Raw genomic sequence first — 23,683 nt, forward strand, 5'->3', positions numbered from 1 at the left:
TCAGGCATTCTCCTTTCGCTCGCGCCGGACAAACATCTCGATCAGGCGCGGCGTCATATAGATCGGAAACTGGGTGGCCGCGAAGAACAGTGCCGTCATCGGCGACACCGCCGCACCCATTGCCGACCAGACCAGTCCGACATTGCGGTTGCCGAGCACGAGACCGCTGGTCAACCGCGCGGCCAGAGGGCCCGGCGTGAGCAGCGCGCCAAGCCCTTGCAGGGCGAGATTGCAGCCGAAGGCAAGGCCGACGCAGGTGAGCGCGGCGAGCGGCTGCGCCTCGAACTGCGCACGTACCCCGGCCATGGTGGCAACCGCAAACAGCAACAGCGAGGCGAGCACGAGCGCGTCGATGACGCGCGCATGCCGTATCAATTGTCCAGCGGACTGATGGCGAAGCAGCAACGCCAGCGCGCCGGCGCCGCCGACCAGCAGCGCCAAGCGTGTGGCGAGCGCCAGCGGATCGAGCGCGAGATCAGCAAAACCTGCGGCAATCAACGGCACCGTGACCGGCGCCAGCGCCATCGACAGCAGCGTCACCACAAGCGGAACGGTCGCATCGAAGCCGAGCATATGCGCGACCGCCGCCGTGCCGCTCGACGGCGGCGCACACACCGACAGCACCAGCGCGACGACCAGTTCCGGCCGAAGTCCGGCGCCGCGCGCCGCGAAACCGACCGCAAGCGGACAGGCCAGCATCGCGAGCGCCGGCAACAGCAGCCAGACCAGCGGGCGCCGCAGCGCGCGCCGGAACGCGCGCCGTCGACCTGGAGAAAGGTGCCGAGCACCAGGACAAAAATCGCCGCCGCCATCAGCGGGCGCGCGGCGGCCGCCAAGCCAGGGAAAGCCAGCCCGGCCAGAACACCGATAATCAGCAGTGTCGGTCCGCGCGGCACGAGCTTCGCCAATGATCGCCCCAAATCCTTCCGCCTCATCGTCATGTCCGCGGCGACCATAGGCTCGAGCAGATCATTGTTGAAATCGATTATTTATATAAGCATTATTACTTCGATGAATTTAGCCGCCGTCGATCTCAACCTGCTGGTCGCCTTCGAGGCGCTAATGGAGGAGCGCCACGTCACCCGCGCGGCCGAGCGCATCGGGCTCGCCCAGCCGTCGATGAGCAGCGCGTTGCGGCGGCTGCGGGCGCTGTTTGCGGATGAGTTATTCCTGCGCGCCGGCGCGGGCATGCAGCCGACCGAAAAGGCGCTGGCGCTGGCCGGACCGATCGGCGAGGCGCTGCGGCAGGTCAGGAGCGCGCTGGCGCCCGAACTGGCCTTCGATCCGGCCACCGCGCGAAGGCGCATCACCATCGCTGCGACCGATTATGGCGATCTCGTTGTGGTGCCGGAGCTGACGCGTTTGCTGCGAATGGAAGCACCCAACATCGACCTCGCCGTGCGCCCGTTGACCGACGCGACGGCGGCCTTGGCGAAGCTGGAGCGCGGCGAACTCGATGCGCTGATCGGCGGCCACCTGCCGGACTCGCCGCGCTGTATCAGGCATCGGCTGTTCGAGGAGCGCTTCGTCTGCATCCGCGACGCGGCCCGCGCGAACCGATCGGAGCGCCTGAGCCTGGACGATTATGCGACCCTGCCGCACGCGCTGTTTTCGGCGGCCGGCGGCGACGGCCTGCCGAGCGTGATCGACGCGCTGCTGGCGCGCCGCGGCTTGAAGCGGCGGGTGGCGGTGACGCTTGCGCATGTGGTGGCCGTTCCCTTCGCTGTGGCAGGCACCGATCTCATCGCCACGCTGGCCGAGCGCGTCGCCCGGCGCTTCACGCATCTCGCCGAAATTGCCGTCGTCGCACCGCCGATCGACATCCCGGCCTTCGCAATCGACCTGATCCATACGACCCGCGCCGCCCAGGATCCGGCGTTGCGCTGGTTCCTGGATGCCGTCGATCGCAGCGGCAGCCGGCTGCGCTATTGAGCGGTGACGGTTGACCGACAGGGGTGGCTAACGACGGCCGCCGCTCCCTATATTGGCGCCTGATTCGAATCAGGCAGCTCATGCGCGTTTTCAGCGTTCCCGTCTCTGCGCCGTTCCTGCGCAACGTCATCTCGGCGCTGGTCGAGGGACGGTTGGTCGCGGGATTTGACGTGCGCAATGACCCGGCAAAGCTTGCCAACGCCACGCTCTATCTGCCGACCCGACGCGCCGGACGGCTGGCGCGCGAAATCTTCCTCGATGTGCTCGATTCCGACGCTGCGGTGCTGCCGCGCATCGTCGCGCTCGGCGAGATCGACGAGGACGAGCTCGCCTTCGCCGACCAAGGCGACGACGTCGGAGGCGCCGCGCCGCTGGAGATCCCGCCAAGGCTCGGCGAGCTCGAGCGCCGGCTGACATTGGCGCATCTGGTCGCGGCCTGGGCGAAGACGCCGGTGTCGGCGCCGCTCGTGGTCGGCGGTCCTGCCTCGACGCTGCAACTCGCCAGCGACCTGGCGCGGCTGATGGACGACATGGTGACGCGCGGCGTCGACTGGCGCGAGCTCGACCGCCTGGTGCCGGACCAGCTCGACAAATACTGGCAGCACTCGCTCGACTTCCTGCGCATCGCGCGCGACGCCTGGCCGAACTACCTCAAGGAAATCGGCCGGATCGAGCCGGCGGCGCGCCGCGATCTCCTAATCGAGGCAGAGGCTGCTCGGCTCACCGTGCATCACGCCGGCCCGGTGATCGCGGCCGGTTCGACCGGCTCGATGCCGGCCACGGCAAAATTCCTCCACGCGGTGGCCAAGCTTGCGAACGGCGCGGTGGTGCTGCCCGGTCTCGACACCGATCTCGACGAGGAGTCCTGGGACACGATCGGCGGCGAGCGCAACGACGAAGGCCGGTTCACGACGCCGCCCTCGTCGAACCACCCGCAATTCGCGATGCACGCGCTGCTCGACCGCTTCGGCATCAAGCGCCGCGATGTCGAGAGCCTTGCCGAGCCGGCGCCGCTCGGCCGCGAAGTGCTGGTGTCGGAGACGATGCGCCCGTCGACCGCGACCGCGCAGTGGCACGACCGGCTGGAGCGGCCTGAGATCGTCGCGCGGATTTCCGCCGGGATGACCAGCCTCACCGTGGTCGAGGCGCCCAATCCGGAGATGGAGGCGCTGGCGATCGCAGTCGCGATGCGCGAGGCGCGGCATCTCGGCAAATCAGCCGCCTTGGTGACGCCGGATCGCGCGCTGGCACGGCGCGTGATGGCCTCGCTGACGCGCTGGAAGCTCGAATTCGACGATTCCGGCGGCGATGCGCTGATGGAGACGCCGGCCGGCGTGTTCGCCCGCCTCACCGCCGAGGCCGCGGCCAAGGGGCTGGAGCCGCCGACATTGCTCGCGCTGCTCAAGCATCCGCTGTTCCGGCTCGGCGGCGCTCACGGTGCGCTGAAACGCGCGATCGAGGTGCTGGAGATCGCACTGTTGCGCGGCACACGGCCGCAAGCCGGAACCGGTGGCCTGGCGCGCGACTTCGCCCGCTTCCGCGCCGAGCTCGTCAAGCTGAATGGCGGCGAGACCTCGTCGCTGCACAAGATGGAGCCCCGCGCCCGGTTGCGGGACCGCGAGCTCGATCAGGCACAGGCCCTGATCGAGAAACTTCAGACCGCGCTGGCGCCGCTGGAAGGCGTGGCGTCGGCAAAGCCCTATGATTTCGCGGAGCTGGCATCGCGCCACCGCGAGGCGCTGATCGCGCTGTCGGCCGACCAGAACGCTGTTGCCGTCGTCTTCGAGGGGCGCGCCGGTGCGTCGCTGGCGTCCGCGTTCGACGAACTGCTCGCCAGGCAGCAGCCGAGCGGGCTGATGACGCCGCTCGCCGATTATCCCGAGGTGTTCCAGACCGCGTTTGCCGACCGCATGGTACGGCGGCCGGAATCGGCGCGGGCGCAGCTCAACATCTACGGCCAGCTCGAGGCCCGTCTCACGGAGTCTGATCGCATCATCCTCGGCGGCCTGGTCGAGGGCGTCTGGCCGCCGACGCCGCGGATTGATCCCTGGCTGAGCCGGCCGATGCGGCATGAGCTCGGGCTCGATCTCCCCGAGCGGCGCATCGGCCTCTCCGCGCACGACTTTGCCCAGCTGCTCGGCCATGACGAGGTGATCCTCACCCATGCCGCCAAGGTCGGCGGCGCGCCGGCGGTTGCTTCGCGCTTCCTGCATCGGCTCGAAGCTGTTGCAGGCGAAGCGCGCTGGAAGGCAGCGACCTCGGCCGGCGAAACCTACGTGCAATATGCGGCCGAGCTCGACCGGCCCGACAAGGTCGAGCCGATCCCGCAGCCGGAGCCGCGGCCACCACGCGAGGCGCGGCCGCTGAAAATGTCTGTTACCGCGATCGAGGACTGGCTGCGCGATCCCTACACGATCTACGCGCGTTACATCTTGAAGCTCGATCCGCTCGACCCCGTCGACATGCCGCTGTCGGCCGCCGATCGCGGCTCGGCGATCCACGAGGCGCTCGGCGAGTTTACGCAGGTCTATGCCGACGCGCTGCCCCCCGACACCATGCGCACGTTGCGCGAGATCGGCGGCAAATATTTTGCGCCACTGATGGAGCGGCCCGAGGCGCGCGCGCTGTGGTGGCCGCGCTTTCAGCGCATCGCGGCCTGGTTTGCCGAATGGGAGCAGGCCCGGCGCGGTGGTATCGACGCCATCAAAGCCGAGATCCGCGGCGAGATCGGCATTCCCCTCGACGATGCCAGGACGTTCACCCTCTCAGCGCGTGCCGACCGCATCGAGCGGCGCGACGACGGCAGCTTTGCGATCCTCGACTACAAGACCGGCCAGCCGCCGACCGGCAAGCAGGTGCGCATGGGCCTGTCGCCGCAGCTCACGCTGGAAGCCGCGATCCTGCGCGAGGGCGGCTTTGCCGAGATTCCGGCCGATTCCTCGGTCGGCGACCTCGTCTATGTCAGGCTGAGCGGCAACAACCCGCCGGGCGAGCAGCGTTCGCTGGAGCTGAAGATCAAGACCAGCGACACGCCGCAGCCGCCCGATGAAGCCGCCGACAGCGCGCGGCGCAAGCTGGAAGCCTTGATCCGCGCCTTCGACGACGAGCAGCAGGCCTACACCTCGCTAAATCTCTCGATGTGGGCGAACCGCTACGGCGCCTATGACGATCTCGCGCGCATCAAGGAATGGTCCGCGGCCGGCGGCCTGGGGATCGAGGAATGGTGAAGGCGCCCCGTCCCATTCCGCCCGCGGTGCGCGACGCGCAGGCGCGCGCGTCCGATCCGAAGGCGTCGACCTTCGTGTCGGCCAATGCCGGCTCGGGCAAGACGCATGTGCTGGTCCAGCGCGTGATCCGCCTGTTGCTGTCAGGCGTGCCGCCGGAAAAGATCCTCTGCATCACCTTCACCAAGGCCGCCGCGGCCAATATGGCCGAGCGCGTGTTCACGACGCTCGGCCATTGGGTGACGCTCGACGACGCCGCGCTCGACACCGCGATCCGCGAGGCCGGCATCGCGCATCCATCCGCCACGCTGCGGCGCGAGGCGCGCAAGCTGTTTGCCTGCGCGTTGGAGACGCCCGGCGGATTGAAGGTGCAGACCATCCACGCACTGTGCACCCGCCTGCTGCAACAGTTTCCGTTCGAGGCCAACGTGCCGGCGCGCTTTGCCGTGCTCGACGACCGCGACCAGAACGAGATGATGGAGCGCGCCAATCTGGCAGTGTTCCTGGAGGCCTCGCGCAATCCCGACAGCCCGATTGGTCGCGCGCTGATGACGGCGATGGCGAGTGCGGCCGACGTCACCTTCAAGGATGTAGTCCGCGAGGCCTGCCTCAGCCGCGACCATTTCATGGCCTGGACCGATGCCGCCGGCAGCGCCGCGGCCGCCGCCGCGCAGATGTCGACCGCGCTCGGCGTTTCTTCCGACGATCGTATCGAGGATGTCGAGCGCGAGATCGTCGACGGACCGAACCTGCCGCGGTCGAACTGGCGGGAGATGGCGACCCTCCTCGACACCAGCAGCAAGGCGGATCAGAAGCAGGCCGAGCGGCTGCGGAGCGCGCTGAATTTCACCGGGGCAGCCCAGGTCGACGAATATCTCGGCGTCTTCCTGACCGATGACCGCGCGCCGCGCGCATCCATGATCACCAACAACTTCATCAAGAAGAATGCTGTCGCAGGCCACCGGTTCGAGGCGGAGGTCGACCGCCTCGGTCCCCTGATCGAACAGCGCCGCGCCTTGGTCGCGCGCGACCGCACCGAGGCGCTGATCCACATCGCGACCTCAGCCGCCGCGCATTACCGGCGCGAGAAGCTGGAACGCGGCCTGCTCGACTATGACGATCTGATCGACAAGACGCTGGCGATGCTCGACCGCGTCTCCTCGGGCTGGGTGCATTACAAGCTCGACCGCGGCGTCGATCACGTGCTGATCGACGAGGCGCAGGACACAAGCCCGCGGCAATGGGACATCGTCGCCCACATCATCTCGGAGTTCACCTCCGGCGCCGGCGCGCGCGACGGCCTCGTGCGCACCGTGTTCGCGGTCGGCGACGAGAAGCAGTCGATCTTCTCGTTCCAGGGCGCCGCACCCCGCGAATTCGACCTGCGGCGCCGCGAGCTGAAGCGGCGGTTCGAGGAGGCCGGGCTGAAATTCGATCCGGTGTCGTTCACCTATTCGTTCCGCTCGGGACCGGTGATCCTGCATTCGGTCGATCATGTGTTCCGCGAGCAAGAGATCTTTCGCAGCATCCATGCGGTCGAGAACGGCTACCCGATCCACAATGCGATGGCCGATGCCGGCCCCAGCCTGATCGAGCTCTGGGATCTCGCTGTTGCCGATGACCGGCAGGACATCGAGGGCTGGCGCGCGCCGTTCGACGGCGTCTCGGTGACCAGCCCCGAAGTGAAGCTTGCGCGGCGCATCCAGGCGGAGATCAAGCGCCTGGTCACGAGCGGCACCATGACCGGCAGCGTCGGTGCGCGGCGGCCGTTGCGCTATGGCGACATGCTGATCCTGGTGCGGCGGCGTGGCAACGCGTTCGACGCGGTGATCCAGGCGCTGAAGCATGCCAACATCCCGGTCGCCGGCGCCGACCGGCTGAAGCTGACCGAGCACATCGCGATCATCGACCTGATGAACCTCGCCGACGCGCTGCTGCTGCCGCAGGACGATCTCGCGCTCGCGGTGGCGCTGAAGAGCCCGCTGTTCGGCCTCACCGACGACGACCTGTTCAAGCTAGCGTATCAGCGCCGCGGCTCGCTGCGTGACGCGCTGGCCGCGCAAGCCCCGGCCGACGAGCGATTGTCGTCCGCACTGCGCCGCCTCGAGCAATGCGAGCGCCGCTTCACCCAGGAGACACCGTTCGCGTTCTACGCCTGGCTGCTCGGCGGCGATGGCGGGCGGGCGCGCATCCTGCGCCGGCTCGGCCACGAAGCCAACGACGCGCTCGACGAATTCCTCGAACTCGCGCTGAACTATGAGCGCAAGGCCCCGGCCTCGCTGCAAGGCTTCATCGCCTGGCTGCGCGCCGCCGACACCGAGGTGAAGCGCGACATGGAGATTTCGCGCGACGAGGTCCGCGTCATGACCGTGCACGGCGCCAAGGGCCTCGAAGCTTCGGTGGTGTTCCTGGTCGACACCACGACCTCGCCGTCGGACACCCAGCGGCTGCGGTTGATCCATCTGCCACAGGGCAATGCCGCGCCGAATGCGCCCGGCGTCGTGGTGTGGGCCGGCAAGAAGGCCGAGGATCCCCCCAACGTCGCCGACGCGCGCAAGGCGATGCTCGGCGACACCGAGGACGAATATCGCCGCCTGCTCTATGTCGCGATGACACGTGCGGCCGACCGGCTGATCGTCGGCGGCTGCATGCCGGGCAACACGAACACGGTGCGGAAATCCTCCTGGTACGATCTGATCACCAAGGGGCTCGCCAATGCCGGGCTCGAGCTCGAGGAGATCGAGACGCCGGCCGGCAAGGTGATGCGCTATTCGCGGCCGGACGACGTCGCCGATGTCACGGGCGCTGCCGCGTCAACGGCCGCGGCGCCGGTCGCGCTGCCGTCCTGGCTGCGGGCTGCGGCCGCACCTGAGGCCTCCGCCGCAGGCGTGCTGCGCCCATCCGATCCCGCCGATGACGACAGCCATCAGATACGAACCGGCGAATCGGTGCTGCTGCGCGCCCGCGCCCTGCAGCGCGGCACGCTGGTGCATCGCCTGTTGCAGTCGCTGCCCGACGTCGCCAGCGAGCGGCGGCGCACGGCCGCGCTCGGCTATCTCGCGCGCAATGCCGATGGCTGGAACGAACAGGAGCAAGCTGCGCTTGCCGAGCAGGTACTCGGCGTGATCGCCGATCCGCGCTTTGCCGCCGTGTTCGCGCCCGGCAGCCGCGCGGAGGTCTCGATCGTCGGGCGGCTGGAGCGGCCGGGCCAGCCGAAGGCGCTGGTTTCGGGCCAGATCGACCGGTTGGTGGTGACGCCAAATGACGTCCTGATCGTCGATTTCAAGACCAACCACGCCCCGCCAAAGACCGCCGCCGAGGCCCCGCGGGGCTATGTCCGGCAGCTCGCCCTATACCGCGCGGTGCTCGCCAGGCTTTATCCCCAGAAGCCCATCCGGGCCGCGCTGCTTTGGACCGAAACGCCTGAAATCATGGAGATTTCGGCCCCCGCGCTGGACGCCGGGCTGGCATAAGATCATGTCGGCGTGAGCGAGCTTGACCCGGCAAGGGGGCGTTCATAGGTTTGGCCCATGCTCCCGGGCGCGATTCTCAACCGCCCCTTTGTCTCAACCGAACGAGGTATTCCGATGGCCGTTGGCAAGGTTTCTGACGCCGATTTCGAAGCCGAAGTGCTCAAGGCGACCGGGCCGGTGGTCGTCGACTTCTGGGCCGAGTGGTGCGGCCCCTGCCGCATGATTGCGCCCGCTCTCGATGAGATCTCCGGCGCGATGGGCGACAAGGTCAAGATCGTGAAGCTCAACGTCGACGAGAGCCCGAAGACCGCGTCGAAATATGGCGTGATGTCGATCCCGACCCTGATGATCTTCAAGGGCGGCGAGATGGCGTCCCGTCAGGTCGGCGCCGCTCCGAAGGCCAAGCTGCAGCAGTGGATCACCGCCGCGGTCTGATCCGTTTCGAATTAGCTGATTTGCGGAACGGCCGGCGTCATGCCGGCCGTTTTGTTTTGTGCGAGACCAAATCTCAATCCGTCATGGCCGGGCATAGCCGTCCAAAGGACGGCGTCGCTTCCGCTCGCCTACGCCCGGCCATCCATCCGCTTCGGAAAGTGCTCTTGCGAAGAACGATGGACACGCGGGTCAAGCCCGCGTGTGACGAATGTTCCACGTGGACAAGCGGACTACCTGATCCATCCCGTCGCCAGCGCCGAGGCGAGCTCGGCTTGGCCGTGCTGCCGCGCCAGCGCTGCCATCGCCGCGTGATCGTAGGGCACATGGCGGAACGTCACGGCCCAATCGCCATCAACCCGTTCAAGGATCGCATAACGCGCATCGGGCGAACCGGCCTCGACCACATGCGGATGCGGCTTGCCGGCGCGATAGCCGGGCGAACCGACGCTGCCAGGATTGACGATCAGCCGGCCGTCGCGCAACCGCACCGCGCGGGCGATATGGGTGTGTGCGCATAGGATCAGCGATTGCGTCACGCCGGCGGCCCTCGCTTCGATCGTCTCAAGCGTGGACATCAAAACTTCGCCGCCCGGCAGCACCGTCTCGAGCCAATAGGTCTCGTCATCTTGAGGCGTTGCGTGACAGAGGAAAACCTCGTCGCGATAGACCGCATTCGCCGGCAGCGTGCGCAGCCAGTCGAGATGCCGCGGCTCGAGCTGGGTATAGGTCAGCCGCTCCCATGAGCCCATTTTCTCGTGGGGACGGTCGATCAGATAGCGGTCGTGATTGCCGAGCAGATGGACGGCGTCGAGCGCCATCAGCATGTCGATGGTCGGCCGGGCGGCGAGCGGCCCGCTCACCATATCGCCGAGATCGACGATGTCCAGAATTCCCTGGGCGCGAATGTCCGACAGCACGGCTTCGAGCGCGAGGTGGTTGCCGTGGATGTCGGCGATCGCAGCAAAGCGCATGATGTCAGTCGTCCCCTTGCGTGCCCCGGACGCAGCGCAGCACGCAGTGGTGTGCTGCTGAGCCGGGGCCCATTGTGTCGAGATGGGTCCCGGCTCTGCGGAGCACCGCTGCGCGCTGCTCCGCGTCCGGGACACGAGATCGATTATGCAGGAGGCGTGCCGTTGGCGGCAAGCACCGGGCCGGCGAGGTACAGCGAACCGGTGATCAGGATGCGCGGCGGTACCTCGTAGGCGAGCGTGGCGAGCCGCTGCAAGGCAGCGTCGACGCCACCAGCGATCTCGACACGCATCCCGAGCGCACGCGCGGCGTCCGCCAGCTTGTCCGGCGCCATGCCGTTGTCGCGGCCGGGCACCGGGACCGCGATGATGTGGCGCGTCAGCCCGGCGAAATTGGCGAGGAAGGCATTGGCATCCTTGTTGGCCATCATGCCTGTTATCACGACCAGCGGCCGCGACACCCGCTCCTCGAGATCGCCGAGCGCTGCGGCCGCAACGCGGCCGCCCTCGGCATTGTGTCCGCCATCGAGCCAGACCTCGGAGCCCTGCGGCCCCTGGCAGACGAGCGTACCGGAGGCCAGCCGCTGCATCCGGGCCGGCCATTCCGCATTGACGATGCCGGCCTCATAGGCGGCGATGTTGAGCTTGAACGTGTCGATCGCGCGCAATGTCGCGATCGCAAGGCCGGCATTGTCGAACTGGTGCCGGCCGAACAGCTTTGGCGCGGCCAGATCCATCAAGCCGCGCTCGTCCTGATAGACCAGCCGGCCGCGCTCGACGCTGACATGCCATTGCTGGCCGGCCGCATGCAGCGGCGCGCGCATGCGGTTCGCCTCCGCCTCGATCACGGCCATCGCTTCCGGCGCCTGCTCGGCAGAGACCACCGGCACCTTGCGCTTGATGATCGCGGCCTTCTCGCCGGCGATCAAAGTCAGTGTGTCGCCGAGGAATTCCATGTGATCCATGCTGACCGGTGCGATCACCGAGGCGAGCGGCGTCTCGACCACATTGGTCGAATCTAGCCGGCCGCCGAGGCCGACCTCGAGCAACGCGACGTCGGCCGGATGCTTGGCGAACAGGCAGAACGCGACGGCGGTTTCCATCTCGAAGATGGTGATGGGGTTGCCGGCGTTGATGCGCTCGCAATCCTCGAACGTCGCGCGCAGCTCATCGTCGCCGACGAGCTTGCCGCCGCCGACGGCGCCGAGCCGGTAGCATTCGTTGAGCCGCACCAGGTAAGGCGAGGTGAAGACGTGCACGCGCAAGCCTGATGCCTCGAGGATCGCGCGCAGATAGGCGATCGTCGAGCCCTTGCCGTTGGTGCCGGCGACATGGATCACCGGCGGCAGCTTTCGCTCGGGATGATCGAGCCGCTCCATCAGGCCGCGCATGCGATCGAGGCTGAGATCGATGCGCTTCGGATGCAGCGCCGATATCCGCGCGATCAACGCCTCGAACGAGGCCTGCGATGGGGCGGCGCTTGCGGTCACGCGTGCGGCGCGGCCGGCACCGTCTCCGGCGCCGTGACGATCTGGGCCGGCTCGGTGACGGCGACAGTTGGCTTGGAGGCGGTTTCAGGCGCCGGCGACTTGGTCAGCAGGCGGCAAAGCCGCGCCAGCGTGGACTTCATCTCGTGGCGATGCACGACCATGTCGACCATGCCGTGCTCGCGCAGATATTCGGCGCGCTGAAAACCTTCCGGCAGCTTCTCGCGGATGGTCTGCTCGATCACGCGCGCGCCGGCAAAGCCGATCAGCGCGCCGGGCTCGGCGATCTGGATGTCGCCAAGCATCGCATAGGAGGCGGTGACGCCGCCGGTGGTCGGATTGGTCAGCACCACGATATAGGGCTGCTTCGCCTCGCGCAGCATCTGCACGCCGACCGTGGTGCGCGGCATCTGCATCAGCGACAGGATGCCTTCCTGCATCCGCGCGCCGCCGGATGCTGCGAACACGATGAAGGGCGACTTCTTCTCGACCGCGAGCTCAAGCCCGCGCACCATCGCCTCACCGGCGGCCATGCCGAGCGAGCCGCCCATGAAATCGAAATCCTGCACCGCGACCACGACGCCAGCGCCTTCGAGCTTGCCGTAGCCGACCTTGATCGCGTCGTTCAGCCCGGTCTTGGTGCGGGCGTCCTTGATGCGGTCGACATACTTTCGCTCATCGCGGAATTTCAGCGGGTCCGCCGTCACCTCGGGCAGCGCGACGTCGAACCAGGTCTCGTTGTCGAAGACCGACTTCAGCCGCGCCACCGCGCCCATGCGCATGTGGTAGTTGGAGCCGGGGATTACGAACTGGTTGGCCTCGACGTCCTTGTAGAACACGAGCTGTCCGGAATCCGGACATTTGATCCAGAGGTTTTCCGGCGTCTCGCGGCGCAGGATGTTGCGGATCTTCGGCCGGACGACGTTGGTGAGCCAATTCATGGTTCGCTCCGAAACGCGGGTCGGTCCCGCACCAGCTGGATATATGGCGGGCCGGGCGAACCCGGCAAGCCGCCGTCGGCGGCCTTGTTGCCGCAAAATGTGGCTTATTCAGCGGCCTGTTTGGCGCCCCGGACCCCCTGCGCCAGCGCGGACACCAGGTCCGCGACCGCGCTCACGGTCTTTGGCGTCGCGCGGCCCTCGGCATCGAGGCTCCCCCGCACCACGTCGACGATCGCGGTGCCGACCACGGCGCCGTTGGCGTTTTCGGCGATCGCGCGTGCCGTTTCCGGGGTGCGGATGCCGAAGCCGACGCAGACCGGCAGCCTGGTGTGGCGCTTGATGCGGGCGACGGCTTCCGAAACCGCGTTCGAATCGGCAGTCGCAGCGCCGGTGATGCCGGTGATCGAGACGTAGTAGACAAAGCCCGAGGTGTTGGCGAGCACCGCCGGCAGGCGCTTGTCGTCGGTGGTCGGCGTCGCCAGCCGGATGAAGTTCAGCCCGGCCTTCATCGCGGGGATGCAGAGCTCGGTGTCTTCCTCCGGCGGCAGGTCGACGATGATCAGGCCGTCGACGCCGGCTTCCTTGGCATCGGCCAGGAAGCTGTCGACGCCGTAGATGTAGATCGGATTGTAGTAGCCCATCAGCACGATCGGCGTGGCATTGTCGTCCTTGCGGAAGTCGCGGACCATCGCCAGCGTCTTGCGCAGCGTCATGCCGCCCTTGAGCGCACGCAGGCCGGCGGCCTGGATCGACGGGCCATCGGCCATCGGATCGGTGAAGGGCATGCCGATCTCGATGACGTCGGCGCCGGCCTTCGGCAGCGCCTTGAGGATGTCGAGCGAGGTCTTTGCGTCGGGATCGCCGGCCATCACGAAGGTGACGAAAGCGGAGCGGCCCTGCTGCTTCAGCGCGGCGAAACGTGCGTCGATACGGGTGCTCACTTCTTCCTGCCCTTCAAGATGTCGCCGACCTGCGGCACGTCCTTGTCGCCACGGCCCGAGAGGTTGACCACCATCAGGTGATCCTTCGGCCGCTGCGGCGCGAGTTCGGAAAGTTTCGCGATGGCGTGCGCGGATTCCAGCGCGGGGATGATGCCCTCCAGCCGCGACAGCAGCTGGAATGCGGCCAGCGCCTCCTCATCGGTGGCCGAGAGATATTTCACGCGGCCGGTCTCGTGCAACCAGGCGTGCTCGGGGCCAATGCCGGGATAATCGAGGCCCGCCGAGATCGAATGCGCTTCCTCGATCTGGCCGTCGGCGTCCATCAGCAGATAGGTGCGGTTGCCGTGCAGCACGCCGGGACGGCCGCCGGCGAGCGAAGCCGCATGCAGCTGCGTCAGTCCATGACCGGCCGCCTCAACGCCAAAAATCTCGACCGAGGGATCGTCCAGGAACGGATGGAACAGACCCATCGCATTGGAGCCGCCGCCGATGCAAGCGACCAGCGAGTCCGGCAGGCGGCCCTCGGCCTCCTGCATCTGCTTGCGCGTCTCGTGGCCGATGATCGACTGGAAGTCGCGCACCATCATCGGATAGGGGTGCGGACCCGCCACCGTGCCGATGCAATAGAAGGTGTTGTGAACGTTGGTGACCCAGTCGCGCAGCGCGTCGTTCATCGCATCCTTCAGCGTGCGCGCGCCCGACTGCACCGGGATCACCGTGGCGCCCAGCATCTCCATGCGGATCACGTTCGGCTGCTGCCGCTCGACGTCGACCGCGCCCATATAGACCACGCATTCGAGCCCGAAGCGCGCGCACAGCGTCGCCGTCGCCACGCCGTGCTGGCCGGCGCCGGTCTCGGCAATGATGCGCTTCTTGCCCATGCGGCGCGCGACCATGATCTGGCCGAGCACGTTGTTGACCTTGTGCGAACCGGTGTGGTTGAGTTCCTCGCGCTTCAGATAGATCTTCGCGCCGCCGAGATGCCCGGTGAGCCGTTCGGCGAAATACAGCGGCGACGGCCGGCCGACATAGTCCTTCAGATAGACGTTCATCTCGGCCTGGAATGCCGGATCGGCCTTGGCGTCGGCATAGGCCTTTTCGAGATCGAGGATCAGCGGCATCAGCGTTTCCGCGACGAAGCGTCCGCCGAAAATACCGAAATGCCCGCGCTCGTCGGGACCGCTGCGGAAGGAATTGAGCAGGTTAGGATTCATCGAACCATCAGTTCTTGGGTTGCGCGTGCGGCGCGGATGAAGGCGCGGATCAATTCGGGATCCTTGACGCCGGGCGTGCGCTCGACGCCCGACGAGACGTCGACCCCGCCGGCGCGGGTGACGCGGACAGCTTCAGTGACGTTCTCGGCATTGAGCCCGCCGGAGACCATGTAGGGCAGCGCGAGATCGAGATTTTCAAGCACGTGCCAATCGAAGGGCGCGCCGAGGCCGCCCGGCCGCGTGGCATCCTTCGGCGCGCGGGCGTCGAACAGAATGCGGTCGGCGACGCTGGCATAGCCCGGCAGCGGGGCGAGGTCGGCTGCGGTCTCGACCGGCAGCGCCTTCATCAACGGCAGGCCGAATTTCTGCTTGAGATCACGCAGCCGCGCCGTGGTCTCCTTGCCGTGCAGCTGCAGGACATCCGGACGCAGCGTCTCGACGATGTTCTCGATGGTGGCGTCGTCGGCATCGACAGTCAGCGCGACCTTGACGGCGCGGCCCTTGGCCTGCTTGCCGAGCTCGCGCGCGGTCTCGAGGCTGATATGGCGCGGCGATGGGGCAAAGAACACGAACCCGACCATGTCGGCGCCGCCCTCAAGCGCGACGTCGAGCGTCTCGCGCGTGGACAGGCCGCAGATTTTGACGAGCAGGGGCATGGTCTCGAAACGGGGCTTCAAAACGGGTTTTCGGGCGGCCGGAACCGGGGTGCACCCCGGTCCGACGGGGCGGGTTCTACAACGTCGCGCCCTGCTTGTCTCGCCCATTGGGCCCGTAAAACCCGAGCTGCCCCGGCGCCGGGCGGCGCTGCGCGTCATCCCGGGAGGCGGCGGCCCTGAGGTCGGCGAGCTCCGAGCGGACTTGGCGGGCGTCGGCCTCGTGCTGCCGGGCCGCGCGGCGCCAGCGCCCCTGCCTGAACCAGGTCGCGATGCCGCCCGCGAGCACGCCCAGGATCGCGGAGACAATGATCACGACGAACAGCGGCAATGTGACCGCAACCACAGGCGTCACAGAGTTGAAGGGATCGAACGACACCGTCACCCAGTGACGGTTGGCGACCGCAAAGATGATGAAGATCAGTCCGAGCGGAATGACGACCAATGCCGTGAAGAACTTTCGCATGACCATCTCTCGCAGCGATGGAGGCAGTGCGGGCAGATCGCCCGCAACACGGCAACGCGTGACGTCGCGCGTTAGGCGTCGGCCTTGTCAGGCGTCAGCTTTGGGCGCGTCGACCTTGGAGGCTTCCGCGTCGGCGTCGCGATTGAGGCGCTCGCGCATTTCCTTGCCGGTCTTGAAGAACGGCACGCTCTTCTGATCGACCGGCACATGCTCGCCGGTTCGCGGATTGCGGCCGGCACGCGCCGGGCGATGCTTCACCGAGAATGCGCCAAAACCGCGCAGCTCGACGCGGTCGCCACGCGCCAGCGCCGCAACGATTTCGTCGAGAATCGCATTCACAATGTTCTCGACGTCCCGCTGGTAGAGGTGCGGGTTGTGCTCGGCGATACGCTGAACAAGTTCGGATTTGATCATCGAAAATGGGATCCGGGCTCTTGCGGAAACCCATTTCCGTGAAAATGCCGTGCACTGTCAAGACGCTAAATCGATTTAGAGCGTCGGGAAATCACGTGACAAATAGCCCAATTAGGGCATGCGGCGATTCCCGCAGAGCGGGAATACCCTGATGAGTACGCGTTTGACAGCTGGCTAGTCGGTTCCCATCGGGCTCCACAATGCCAACATGCCGTCGAGCCCGAATCGATCGACCGCCTGGGCCACGCCGCCCTGCTCGATCCGCCGCGCGAAGCCGCCGAGGCCGAACGCATCGAGCGTCACGGACGCCGCCGTGCGCAGGAAGGTCAGGTCGCTGAATCGCGGATTAAGCTTGTAATTGCGCACCGGCAGGTCGCTTTTGACCTTCTTCTCCGCAACCAGCCAGGCGATCGCGGTCTTCTCGTCCCCGAGCTGATCGATCAGCTTGAGATCGACCGCCTGCCGGCCGGTGAAGACGCGGCCGTCGGCGACCTTCTCCAGCAGGGCGTCATCCATGCCGCGCCGCTCCTTCACCAATCCACGGAACCAGGCATAGGAGTCCTTGACCAGACCGTCGATCGCGGCGCGGGCCTCCGGGCTGGTCGGCTCGAAGCCGTTGGGCGCCGCCTTCAGCGGCGAGGATTTGATCTCCTCCATCTTCACGCCGACGGTCTTGAGCAATTCGGACACGTTCGGAAACTGGAAGAGCACGCCGATCGAGCCGACCAGCGAGGTCTGCTGGGCGACGATATGATCGGAGGCGATCGCCGTGATGTAGCCGCCCGAGGCCGCCAATCCCTCGACCACGACGACAAGCGGCTTCTTCGCCTTCAACTGCACCAGCGAGTCGTAAAGCTGCTCGGAGCCCGCGGTGGTACCGCCAGGCGAATTGATATGCACGACGACAGCCGCATAGCTCGACTTGCCGAGCCGCTCCAGCGCCTCGACGCGCTCCTGATCGCTGCGGATCAGTCCGTCGATACTGACGCGCGCGATCGCGTTCGAGGTCGCAAAGGTGCCGCGCCCGCCGGCGGCGATCACGCCCACGCCTACGATGGCCGCGATCGCAATGACCGCAGCGGCGACGCGCCAGAACGTCAGCTTGCGCCTGATCCGGCGGCGGTCGACGATCACGTCTGAATCCAGCGACATCCGATCTCTCCAGAAATGGTCAGCGCGCAATCGACGCCTTTTGCAGTCGCAGCGTCACTATCAGCTTAGCCAAATACATCAATTGCGACGCAATATGAAGAAAACAAGGCCCGCGACATTGCCCGCATTGTAGCCCGGAAGAAGCGAAGCGTAATCCTGGAAGGCCTTACCGCGGGTGCAGAGCCCCGGATTTCGCTGCGCTGCATCCGGGCTACAAGACAAAAAGGCCCCGGCTTTCGCCGGGGCCCCAATCGTCTCAATCGAACGAGCCTTACTTGTCGGTGCCGCGGTTCTTCAGCGCGGTGCCGAGGATGTCGCCGAGCGTCGCACCCGAATCGGAGGAGCCGTACTGCGCGATGGCTTCCTTCTCTTCTGCGACTTCCAGCGCCTTGATCGAGACCTGCACCTTGCGGGCCTTCTTGTCGAACTGGATGACGCGGGCATCGACCTTCTCGCCGACGGCGAAGCGCTCGGCGCGCTGGTCGTTGCGGTCGCGGGCCAGCTCGGACCGCTTGATGAAGGTGGTGAACTCGGTGCCCGAGATCCGGACCTCGATGCCGCTCTCCTTCACTTCGAGCACTTCGCAGGTCACGACCGCGCCCTTCTTGACGTCGCCCGGCTCGGCGAAGGGGTCGCCTTCGAGCTGCTTGACGCCGAGCGAGATCCGCTCCTTCTCGACATCGACATCGAGCACCACGGCCTTGACCATGTCGCCCTTCTTGAAGTTGTCGATGACCTGCTCGCCCGGAAGCTTCCAGTCGAGGTCGGAGAGATGGACCATGCCGTCTACATCGCCGTCGAGACCGAGGAACAGACCGAACTCGGTCTTGTTCTTGACCTCGCCTTCGACAGTCGAGCCGACCGGGAACTTCTCGACGAAGACTTCCCAGGGATTGCGCATGGTCTGCTTGAGACCGAGCGAGATACGGCGCTTGACCGAATCCACTTCCAGCACCTGCACTTCGACTTCCTGCGAGGTCGAAACGATCTTGCCGGGGTGCATGTTCTTCTTGGTCCACGACATCTCGGAGACGTGGATCAGGCCTTCGATGCCCGGCTCGAGCTCGACGAACGCGCCGTAGTCGGTGATGTTGGTGACGCGGCCGGTGAAGCGGGCACCCAGCGGGTACTTGGCTTCGATGCCCTGCCACGGATCGTCCAGCAGCTGCTTCATGCCGAGCGAGATGCGGTGCGTCTCGTGGTTGATCTTGATGATCTTGACCTTCACCGTCTGGCCGATGGTCAGCACCTCGGTCGGGTGGTTGACGCGGCGCCAGGCGATATCGGTGACGTGCAGCAGGCCGTCGATGCCGCCGAGATCAACGAACGCACCGTAATCGGTGATGTTCTTGACCACGCCGTCGATCACCTGACCCTCTTCGAGGTTCTGCACCAGCTCCTGGCGCTGCTCGGCGCGGGTCTCTTCGAGAACCGTGCGGCGCGACACCACGATGTTGCCGCGGCGGCGGTCCATCTTGAGGATCTGGAACGGCTGCGAGTTGTTCATCAGCGGCGCGACGTCGCGGATCGGACGAATGTCGACCTGCGAGCGCGGCAGGAACGCCACCGCACCGTCGAGGTCGACCGTGAAGCCGCCCTTGACCTGGTTGAAGATGACGCCGTTGACCTTTTCGTTGTTCTGGAACGCCTTCTCGAGCTTGCCCCAGCTCTCCTCGCGGCGCGCCTTGTCGCGCGACAGCACGGCTTCGCCGAGCGCATTCTCGATGCGGTCGAGGAACACCTCGACTTCGTCACCTACCTTCAGATCGCTTTCACGGCCGGGGCCGGCGAATTCGCGCAGCGCGACGCGGCCTTCGGTCTTCAGGCCGACGTCGATGACGGCCATGTCCTTCTCAATTGCAACCACCTTGCCCTTGATGACCGAGCTTTCCTGCAAATTGCCGCCGGCAAAGGACTCATCAAGCATCGCGGCGAAATCGTCGCGGGTCGGGGTATAGGAAGACACAGTATTCGAAGCCATTTGTTCTCCAGTGCGGGATCTTGCCGGCCGTTCGGGTTGATGGGCGCACCGCGCGTGAAGTGTCAGGGTTCCGCAAACCCTGACGACCGCTTGTTGCAGGAGGCGCAACAGCGGGCCGGCAGCATGACTGCACGTTCGGTACGTTTGAATTGTCCGGAGCCTGAAACGAAAATATCGACTTCAAGACCTGGGAGCGGGCGTTCCTCCAGATGCGGCGAGGGCTAAAACCCGGCGCCGGCCCGCTCAGACATGGCCTCGACATGGTCGATGGCGCTCCGAACGGCGCTGATATAGCCCCGGAGGTCATTTTGGGCAAGCTGGAAATGCCCGATTTACGGGCGCTTAAGGCTGATCGCGCCCGCGGCTGCGCCTCAACGCCTTGTTGACCGCATCGCGCGAAATGCGACGCAGGAGGGGCGCCCTGGAACCCGCCCTTAAGCAGCCCCCCACTACGATGGCACCGTTAAAAACAGGGGGACGACCAATGCAAAGCTTTGTGGTGCTGGCGGTGTTTGCCGTCCTGACGATTGGAAATGCCGTCGCCGCGCTGCCTGGAGCCGTACCGGCCGGGCACGCCGCGTCGGCCCAAAAAGTGCAGCCGCTTCTGACCATGGCCGAGCAGGAACTGCCGTTCGACCGCTACTGGTCCAAGAACTAAACCAAGAACTGATCCAAAACTGATCCAACTGGTCCTTGCCGGACCCGGAGCGCGATGATCCGTCATCGCGCTTTTTCTTGTCCGAGCCTCGCCGGATCAGCGCCTGGCGCGCGCCGCCTCGACGATCGCGATGGCGGCGCGGACGCCGGCCTCGATGTCGAGGTTGGAATTATCCAGCGTGTGGGCGTCCGCCGCCGGCCGCAATGGCGCAATCGCCCGGTTCTTGTCCCGATCGTCGCGCTTGAGAATGTCGGCGAGCACGGCTTCCTCGTCGGCGTCCTCGCCGCGGGCGCGCGCCTCCAGCGTGCGCCGCCGCGCCCGCACCCGGGGGTCGGCAACCACGAAGATCTTCACGTCGGCATTCGGACAGATCACGGTGCCGATGTCGCGCCCATCGAGCACCGCACCGGGCGGATCGGCGGCGAATTGGCGCTGGAAATTCACCAGCACCTCGCGCACCTCGGGAATGGCCGACACCACCGAGGCGGCATCGCCGACCTTCTGGGTCTTCAGGATCGGATTGCCGAATTTTTCGGGATCGAGCTCGAGCGCCGCGGCCACCGCCAGCACCTTGTCGCCGAGATCGGCACCGGCGGCGATCATGGCATAGGCCACCGCGCGGTAGATCACGCCGGTGTCGAGATGGCGATAGCCGTAGTGGTGGGCGAGCCGCTTGCCGAGCGTGCCCTTGCCCGAGGCGGCGGGTCCGTCGATGGCGATGATCATGCGAAGTCAGCTCCGAGCGCGCGCATCATCGGAATGAAATCCGGAAAACTGGTGGCGATGAAGCCGGTGTCGTCGATCTTGACCGGCCGATCGGACGCGCAGCCCATCACCAGCGCCGACATCGCGATGCGGTGGTCCATATGGGTCGCGACCAGGCCGCCGCCCGGAACATGGCCGCGGCCCTCGACGATCAGGTCGTCGCCGGAGACCTCGACCTTGACCCCATTGACCCGCAGCATGTCGGCGGTGGCTTCAAGCCGGTCAGATTCCTTGACGCGCAGCTCCTGCAGGCCGCGCATGATCGTGGTGCCCTCGGCGAAGGCGGCCGCAACCGCCAGCACCAGATATTCGTCGATCATCGACGGCGCGCGCTCCGGCGGCACCTCGACGCCCTTCAGCTTCGAGGCGCGCACGCGCAATTGCGCCATCGGCTCGCCGGCATCGCCGCGCACATCGCTCTCCTCGATCGAGGCGCCCATTTCGCGCAGCGTGGTGAACAGCCCGGTGCGCAGCGGATTGGTCATCACGTCGGAGAACACCACGTCGGATCCCTCAACGATCAGCGCCGCCACGATCGGGAACGACGCCGAGGACGGATCAGCGGGCACCACGACATCGGCCCCGTGCAGCTCGGGCTCGCCGTTCAGCGTGATCCTCCGGCCATGACTGCCTTCCGTCTCCGAGGAGATCTCGGCACCGAAATGCTTCAGCATCAGCTCGGTATGGTCGCGGCTCGCCTCCTGCTCGATCACGGTGGTAATGCCGGGCGCGGACAGCCCCGCCAGCAGCACCGCGGACTTGATCTGGGCCGAGGCGACCGGCGTCTTGTAGACGATCGGCACCGGATAGCGGGCGCCATGCAGGGTGAGCGGCAGCCGGCCGCCCTCCCTGATGTCGCTGGTCCGGGCGCCCATCAATTCCAGCGGGTCGAGGATGCGGCGCATCGGCCGCGTGCGCAGCGAGGCGTCGCCGTCGAAGATGGCCGCGATCGGACAGCCGGCCACCGCGCCCATCACCAGGCGGCAGCCGGTGCCGGAATTGCCAAAATCGAGCGCGGCTGTGGGCTGGGCGAAGCCGCCGACGCCGACGCCTGCGACCGACCAGGTAAACGGGGCCGTCCGCTCCACCTTGGCGCCCAATGCGCGCATGGATTTGGCGGTATTGAGGACGTCCTCGCCCTCCAGCAGGCCGGAAATGCGGGTTTCGCCCACCGAAAGCGCCCCCAGGATCAGCGCACGGTGGGAGATCGATTTATCGCCGGGAACGCGGACTTTGCCGGCCAGGGGGCCGCAGGCGCGCGATTCCAGCGGGGTCGGGGTGTCAGAATGGGCCAAGATTGTGTCCTCTCGCGCCGCGGCAGGTATCACATAGGCAACACCGCGTCACGCGCCCGTCACTTGCGCGCAAACCGCTATTGACAGCGGCGGCTCAACTAGCCAAGTGAAGCACCGTTTTTCAGCAAAATTCTGGGATGACCACGTTGGCCAAGTCCGAGCTCGGAACCAAGCGTATTTGCCCGACCACGGGCAAGAAGTTCTACGACCTCAACAAGAATCCGGTGATCTCGCCCTACACCGGCGAGGTCGTGCCGATCGCACCCGTGGCCCCGCCGCGAGGCCGTGGCGCCACCGTCAGTTCGCCTGCGACCGCCGCCGAGATGCCCGAGGCGGCCGAGACCGAGGAATTGGTCTCGCTCGAGGAGGCCGATGCCGAGGAGAACACCGGTAAGGTCAAGGCCGTGGTTCCCGAATCCGAGGACGATATCGAGGTCGATGAGACCATCGATGACGATGACGACGACGATTCGACCTTCATCGCCGACGAGGAAGAGGGCGATGAGGACGTGACCGATATCATTGGTGACGTCGGCGGTGATGAAGAGACTTGAGATCGGCGCCGATCTATGATCAACGGTGCTGCCGCGCGAGTCGCTTAGGCCGCGCGGGCCGGGATCGATCCCCCAGGGTCATCCCAACTGGATAAGGGGCCATAGCTCAGCTGGGAGAGCGCTTGCATGGCATGCAAGAGGTCGGCGGTTCGATCCCGCCTGGCTCCACCACGCTTCGCCCTTCGGGCTACGCGTGGCGCAGCCACGAGTTGCCTGAAGGGCGAAGCGTGGTGTCCGGCGTAGCCCGAAGGGCGAAGACGGACTGCCAAGGGTTCTATCCCCATCCGGCTCCAGCGGATGCGAATGTGGTACGTGTACATCATCCGCAGCACCAACTTCCCTGATCAGGAAGATGTTGGTGCCACCGAGGATCTGAAACGACGGATTCCCGAGCACAATGCCGGCAAATCCGCGCACACCTCAAAGTTCAGGCCCTGGCAACTCGTTTGGTACTGCGCATTCCCGGACAAGTACAAAGCCCTGGCATTCGAGAAATACCTTAAATCCCACAGCGGCCGCGCCTTCACCAATAAGCGCCTCTGACAGCTCCCCCTACTCCCCCAGCACTGCATTCAGCCGGTCGCGCAGCGCGACGATCTCATCCTTCATCGCCAGTAACTCGCCGACCGTGCAGTCCGAGGCCGCGAGGATCGACTGCGGAACGGCCTTGGCCTTTTCGCGCAGCGCGTGGCCCTGCGCCGTCAGCGCGATCAGGACCTGGCGCTCGTCCTCGGTGCTGCGGGTCCGCTTGATCAGTTCGGCCGCCTCGAGCCGCTTGAGCAGCGGCGTCAGCGTGCCGGAATCCAGGAACAGGCGCTCGCCGAGGTGCTTCACCGGCACGTCGTCGCGCTCCCACAGCGCCAGCATCACGAGATACTGCGGATAGGTCAGCCCAAGCCGGTCGAGCAGCGGCTTGTAGACGCGGTTGAAGGCGTGTGCGGTCGAATAGACCGCAAAGCAGATCTGGTTGTCGAGCCGCAGCGCCTGATCCGCCGCCGTTGGTTTCCTGACCATGATTCCCATCGAATCCATCTCGTTTCCGGGTCATTCTGGGCTCACGGGAGCCGGGATTCAATTGCGAACAATTAAATGTGAGGCCGCATATTTTATATTGTGTGCAATCTAATTGC

The 23,683-nt window shown here is 66.2% G+C and carries 21 protein-coding genes and 1 tRNA gene; 8 read left to right on the top strand and 14 right to left on the bottom strand.

The genetic code is table 11. From position 1 onward, the window contains the following. Positions 1 to 573: a hypothetical protein gene (locus G6P99_RS00405; RefSeq protein ID WP_245284748.1), complete on the bottom strand. Its 573-nt coding sequence runs from the start codon at positions 571 to 573 to the stop codon at positions 1 to 3. Between G6P99_RS00405 and G6P99_RS00410 the strand changes: the two genes are divergently transcribed. The 4 genes from G6P99_RS00410 (at position 574) to trxA (ending at position 9,064) form a co-directional block, all read left to right on the top strand. Continuing rightward, a complete protein-coding gene (locus G6P99_RS00410) occupies positions 574 to 1,932 on the top strand; it encodes a LysR family transcriptional regulator (protein WP_245284749.1) in 1,359 nt (452 codons plus the stop codon). An 80-nt stretch (positions 1,933 to 2,012) separates the two neighbouring features. After that, the gene (gene addB / locus G6P99_RS00415; protein WP_029082467.1) at positions 2,013 to 5,159 is read left to right on the top strand and encodes a double-strand break repair protein AddB; all 3,147 of its coding nucleotides are present in this window, start codon (positions 2,013 to 2,015) and stop codon (positions 5,157 to 5,159) included. After that, complete coding sequence (gene addA / locus G6P99_RS00420; RefSeq protein ID WP_029082468.1) at positions 5,153 to 8,629, top strand: double-strand break repair helicase AddA; 3,477 nt, start codon at positions 5,153 to 5,155, stop codon at positions 8,627 to 8,629. The genes addB and addA overlap by 7 nt, the downstream gene beginning before the upstream one ends. A gap of 114 nt (positions 8,630 to 8,743) precedes the next feature. Then, positions 8,744 to 9,064: a thioredoxin gene (trxA, locus tag G6P99_RS00425; RefSeq protein ID WP_016847387.1), complete on the top strand. Its 321-nt coding sequence runs from the start codon at positions 8,744 to 8,746 to the stop codon at positions 9,062 to 9,064. A gap of 230 nt (positions 9,065 to 9,294) precedes the next feature. Here trxA and G6P99_RS00430 read toward each other — a convergent pair whose 3' ends face one another. From G6P99_RS00430 to rpsA, 10 genes are all read right to left on the bottom strand, one after another. Beyond that, positions 9,295 to 10,035 carry a metallophosphoesterase family protein gene (locus tag G6P99_RS00430; protein ID WP_029082469.1) on the bottom strand — a complete coding sequence of 247 codons (741 nt, stop codon included), beginning with the start codon at positions 10,033 to 10,035 and terminating at the stop codon, positions 9,295 to 9,297. A gap of 143 nt (positions 10,036 to 10,178) precedes the next feature. Next, positions 10,179 to 11,423, bottom strand: a complete 1,245-nt coding sequence (locus tag G6P99_RS00435) for a bifunctional folylpolyglutamate synthase/dihydrofolate synthase (protein ID WP_245284751.1) — start codon at positions 11,421 to 11,423, stop codon at positions 10,179 to 10,181. Positions 11,424 to 11,518: 95 nt separating this feature from the next. Next, entirely contained in the window at positions 11,519 to 12,460 is a 942-nt protein-coding gene (accD, locus tag G6P99_RS00440; protein WP_029082471.1) for an acetyl-CoA carboxylase, carboxyltransferase subunit beta, read from the bottom strand. A 104-nt stretch (positions 12,461 to 12,564) separates the two neighbouring features. After that, positions 12,565 to 13,401 (bottom strand): tryptophan synthase subunit alpha, encoded by an 837-nt coding sequence (gene trpA / locus G6P99_RS00445; protein ID WP_029082472.1) that lies wholly within the window; start codon positions 13,399 to 13,401, stop codon positions 12,565 to 12,567. Then, on the bottom strand, positions 13,398 to 14,615 hold the full coding sequence (trpB, locus tag G6P99_RS00450; RefSeq protein WP_165126986.1) for a tryptophan synthase subunit beta: 1,218 nt from the start codon (positions 14,613 to 14,615) through the stop codon (positions 13,398 to 13,400). The genes trpA and trpB overlap by 4 nt, the downstream gene beginning before the upstream one ends. Beyond that, positions 14,612 to 15,271: a phosphoribosylanthranilate isomerase gene (locus G6P99_RS00455; protein ID WP_029082474.1), complete on the bottom strand. Its 660-nt coding sequence runs from the start codon at positions 15,269 to 15,271 to the stop codon at positions 14,612 to 14,614. Before G6P99_RS00455 ends, trpB begins: the two co-directional genes overlap by 4 nt. A 76-nt stretch (positions 15,272 to 15,347) precedes the next feature. Further along, positions 15,348 to 15,734: a LapA family protein gene (locus tag G6P99_RS00460; RefSeq protein ID WP_029082475.1), complete on the bottom strand. Its 387-nt coding sequence runs from the start codon at positions 15,732 to 15,734 to the stop codon at positions 15,348 to 15,350. An 87-nt stretch (positions 15,735 to 15,821) separates the two neighbouring features. Next, positions 15,822 to 16,148 carry an integration host factor subunit beta gene (locus G6P99_RS00465; protein ID WP_029082476.1) on the bottom strand — a complete coding sequence of 109 codons (327 nt, stop codon included), beginning with the start codon at positions 16,146 to 16,148 and terminating at the stop codon, positions 15,822 to 15,824. Positions 16,149 to 16,322: 174 nt separating this feature from the next. Continuing rightward, on the bottom strand, positions 16,323 to 17,300 hold the full coding sequence (sppA, locus tag G6P99_RS00470; protein WP_029082477.1) for a signal peptide peptidase SppA: 978 nt from the start codon (positions 17,298 to 17,300) through the stop codon (positions 16,323 to 16,325). A 271-nt stretch (positions 17,301 to 17,571) separates the two neighbouring features. Further along, positions 17,572 to 19,281, bottom strand: coding sequence for a 30S ribosomal protein S1 (gene rpsA / locus G6P99_RS00475; protein WP_029082478.1), 1,710 nt, complete (start codon positions 19,279 to 19,281; stop codon positions 17,572 to 17,574). Positions 19,282 to 19,765: 484 nt separating this feature from the next. Between rpsA and G6P99_RS00480 the strand changes: the two genes are divergently transcribed. Next, the gene (locus tag G6P99_RS00480) at positions 19,766 to 19,939 is read left to right on the top strand and encodes a hypothetical protein (RefSeq protein WP_165126988.1); all 174 of its coding nucleotides are present in this window, start codon (positions 19,766 to 19,768) and stop codon (positions 19,937 to 19,939) included. 96 nt (positions 19,940 to 20,035) lie between these two features. Here G6P99_RS00480 and cmk read toward each other — a convergent pair whose 3' ends face one another. Beyond that, on the bottom strand, positions 20,036 to 20,665 hold the full coding sequence (cmk, locus tag G6P99_RS00485; RefSeq protein ID WP_029082479.1) for a (d)CMP kinase: 630 nt from the start codon (positions 20,663 to 20,665) through the stop codon (positions 20,036 to 20,038). Then, positions 20,662 to 21,999: a 3-phosphoshikimate 1-carboxyvinyltransferase gene (aroA, locus tag G6P99_RS00490; protein WP_029082480.1), complete on the bottom strand. Its 1,338-nt coding sequence runs from the start codon at positions 21,997 to 21,999 to the stop codon at positions 20,662 to 20,664. The genes cmk and aroA overlap by 4 nt, the downstream gene beginning before the upstream one ends. 146 nt (positions 22,000 to 22,145) lie before the next feature. Between aroA and G6P99_RS00495 the strand changes: the two genes are divergently transcribed. The 3 genes from G6P99_RS00495 (at position 22,146) to G6P99_RS00505 (ending at position 23,096) form a co-directional block, all read left to right on the top strand. Beyond that, positions 22,146 to 22,553, top strand: coding sequence for a TIGR02300 family protein (locus G6P99_RS00495; protein WP_029082481.1), 408 nt, complete (start codon positions 22,146 to 22,148; stop codon positions 22,551 to 22,553). A 95-nt stretch (positions 22,554 to 22,648) separates the two neighbouring features. Next, a tRNA-Ala gene (locus G6P99_RS00500) sits at positions 22,649 to 22,724 on the top strand. A gap of 132 nt (positions 22,725 to 22,856) precedes the next feature. Further along, a complete protein-coding gene (locus G6P99_RS00505) occupies positions 22,857 to 23,096 on the top strand; it encodes a GIY-YIG nuclease family protein (protein ID WP_029082482.1) in 240 nt (79 codons plus the stop codon). Positions 23,097 to 23,105: 9 nt separating this feature from the next. Here the strand turns inward: G6P99_RS00505 and G6P99_RS00510 are convergent, their stop codons facing one another. Next, complete coding sequence (locus tag G6P99_RS00510; protein ID WP_029082483.1) at positions 23,106 to 23,567, bottom strand: MarR family winged helix-turn-helix transcriptional regulator; 462 nt, start codon at positions 23,565 to 23,567, stop codon at positions 23,106 to 23,108. Between the last annotated feature and the right edge of the window lie 116 nt (positions 23,568 to 23,683).

Source organism: Bradyrhizobium sp. 6(2017) (assembly GCF_011058295.2).
GTDB lineage: Bacteria > Pseudomonadota > Alphaproteobacteria > Rhizobiales > Xanthobacteraceae > Bradyrhizobium > Bradyrhizobium septentrionale.

Coding starts and splice junctions, on each gene's coding strand:
- G6P99_RS00505 (WP_029082482.1), top strand. CDS start 22,857: ATGTGGTACGTGTACATCATCCGCAGCACCAACTTCCCTGATCAGGAA.
- G6P99_RS00405 (WP_245284748.1), bottom strand. CDS start 573: ATGCTCGGCTTCGATGCGACCGTTCCGCTTGTGGTGACGCTGCTGTCG.
- G6P99_RS00455 (WP_029082474.1), bottom strand. CDS start 15,271: ATGCCCCTGCTCGTCAAAATCTGCGGCCTGTCCACGCGCGAGACGCTC.
- trxA (WP_016847387.1), top strand. CDS start 8,744: ATGGCCGTTGGCAAGGTTTCTGACGCCGATTTCGAAGCCGAAGTGCTC.
- cmk (WP_029082479.1), bottom strand. CDS start 20,665: ATGATCATCGCCATCGACGGACCCGCCGCCTCGGGCAAGGGCACGCTC.
- G6P99_RS00460 (WP_029082475.1), bottom strand. CDS start 15,734: ATGCGAAAGTTCTTCACGGCATTGGTCGTCATTCCGCTCGGACTGATC.
- addA (WP_029082468.1), top strand. CDS start 5,153: ATGGTGAAGGCGCCCCGTCCCATTCCGCCCGCGGTGCGCGACGCGCAG.
- G6P99_RS00465 (WP_029082476.1), bottom strand. CDS start 16,148: ATGATCAAATCCGAACTTGTTCAGCGTATCGCCGAGCACAACCCGCAC.
- G6P99_RS00480 (WP_165126988.1), top strand. CDS start 19,766: ATGCAAAGCTTTGTGGTGCTGGCGGTGTTTGCCGTCCTGACGATTGGA.
- addB (WP_029082467.1), top strand. CDS start 2,013: ATGCGCGTTTTCAGCGTTCCCGTCTCTGCGCCGTTCCTGCGCAACGTC.
- accD (WP_029082471.1), bottom strand. CDS start 12,460: ATGAATTGGCTCACCAACGTCGTCCGGCCGAAGATCCGCAACATCCTG.
- G6P99_RS00510 (WP_029082483.1), bottom strand. CDS start 23,567: ATGGTCAGGAAACCAACGGCGGCGGATCAGGCGCTGCGGCTCGACAAC.
- trpB (WP_165126986.1), bottom strand. CDS start 14,615: ATGAATCCTAACCTGCTCAATTCCTTCCGCAGCGGTCCCGACGAGCGC.
- G6P99_RS00430 (WP_029082469.1), bottom strand. CDS start 10,035: ATGCGCTTTGCTGCGATCGCCGACATCCACGGCAACCACCTCGCGCTC.
- rpsA (WP_029082478.1), bottom strand. CDS start 19,281: ATGGCTTCGAATACTGTGTCTTCCTATACCCCGACCCGCGACGATTTC.
- sppA (WP_029082477.1), bottom strand. CDS start 17,300: ATGTCGCTGGATTCAGACGTGATCGTCGACCGCCGCCGGATCAGGCGC.
- G6P99_RS00410 (WP_245284749.1), top strand. CDS start 574: ATGCGCGACCGCCGCCGTGCCGCTCGACGGCGGCGCACACACCGACAG.
- G6P99_RS00435 (WP_245284751.1), bottom strand. CDS start 11,423: ATGCGCGGCCTGATGGAGCGGCTCGATCATCCCGAGCGAAAGCTGCCG.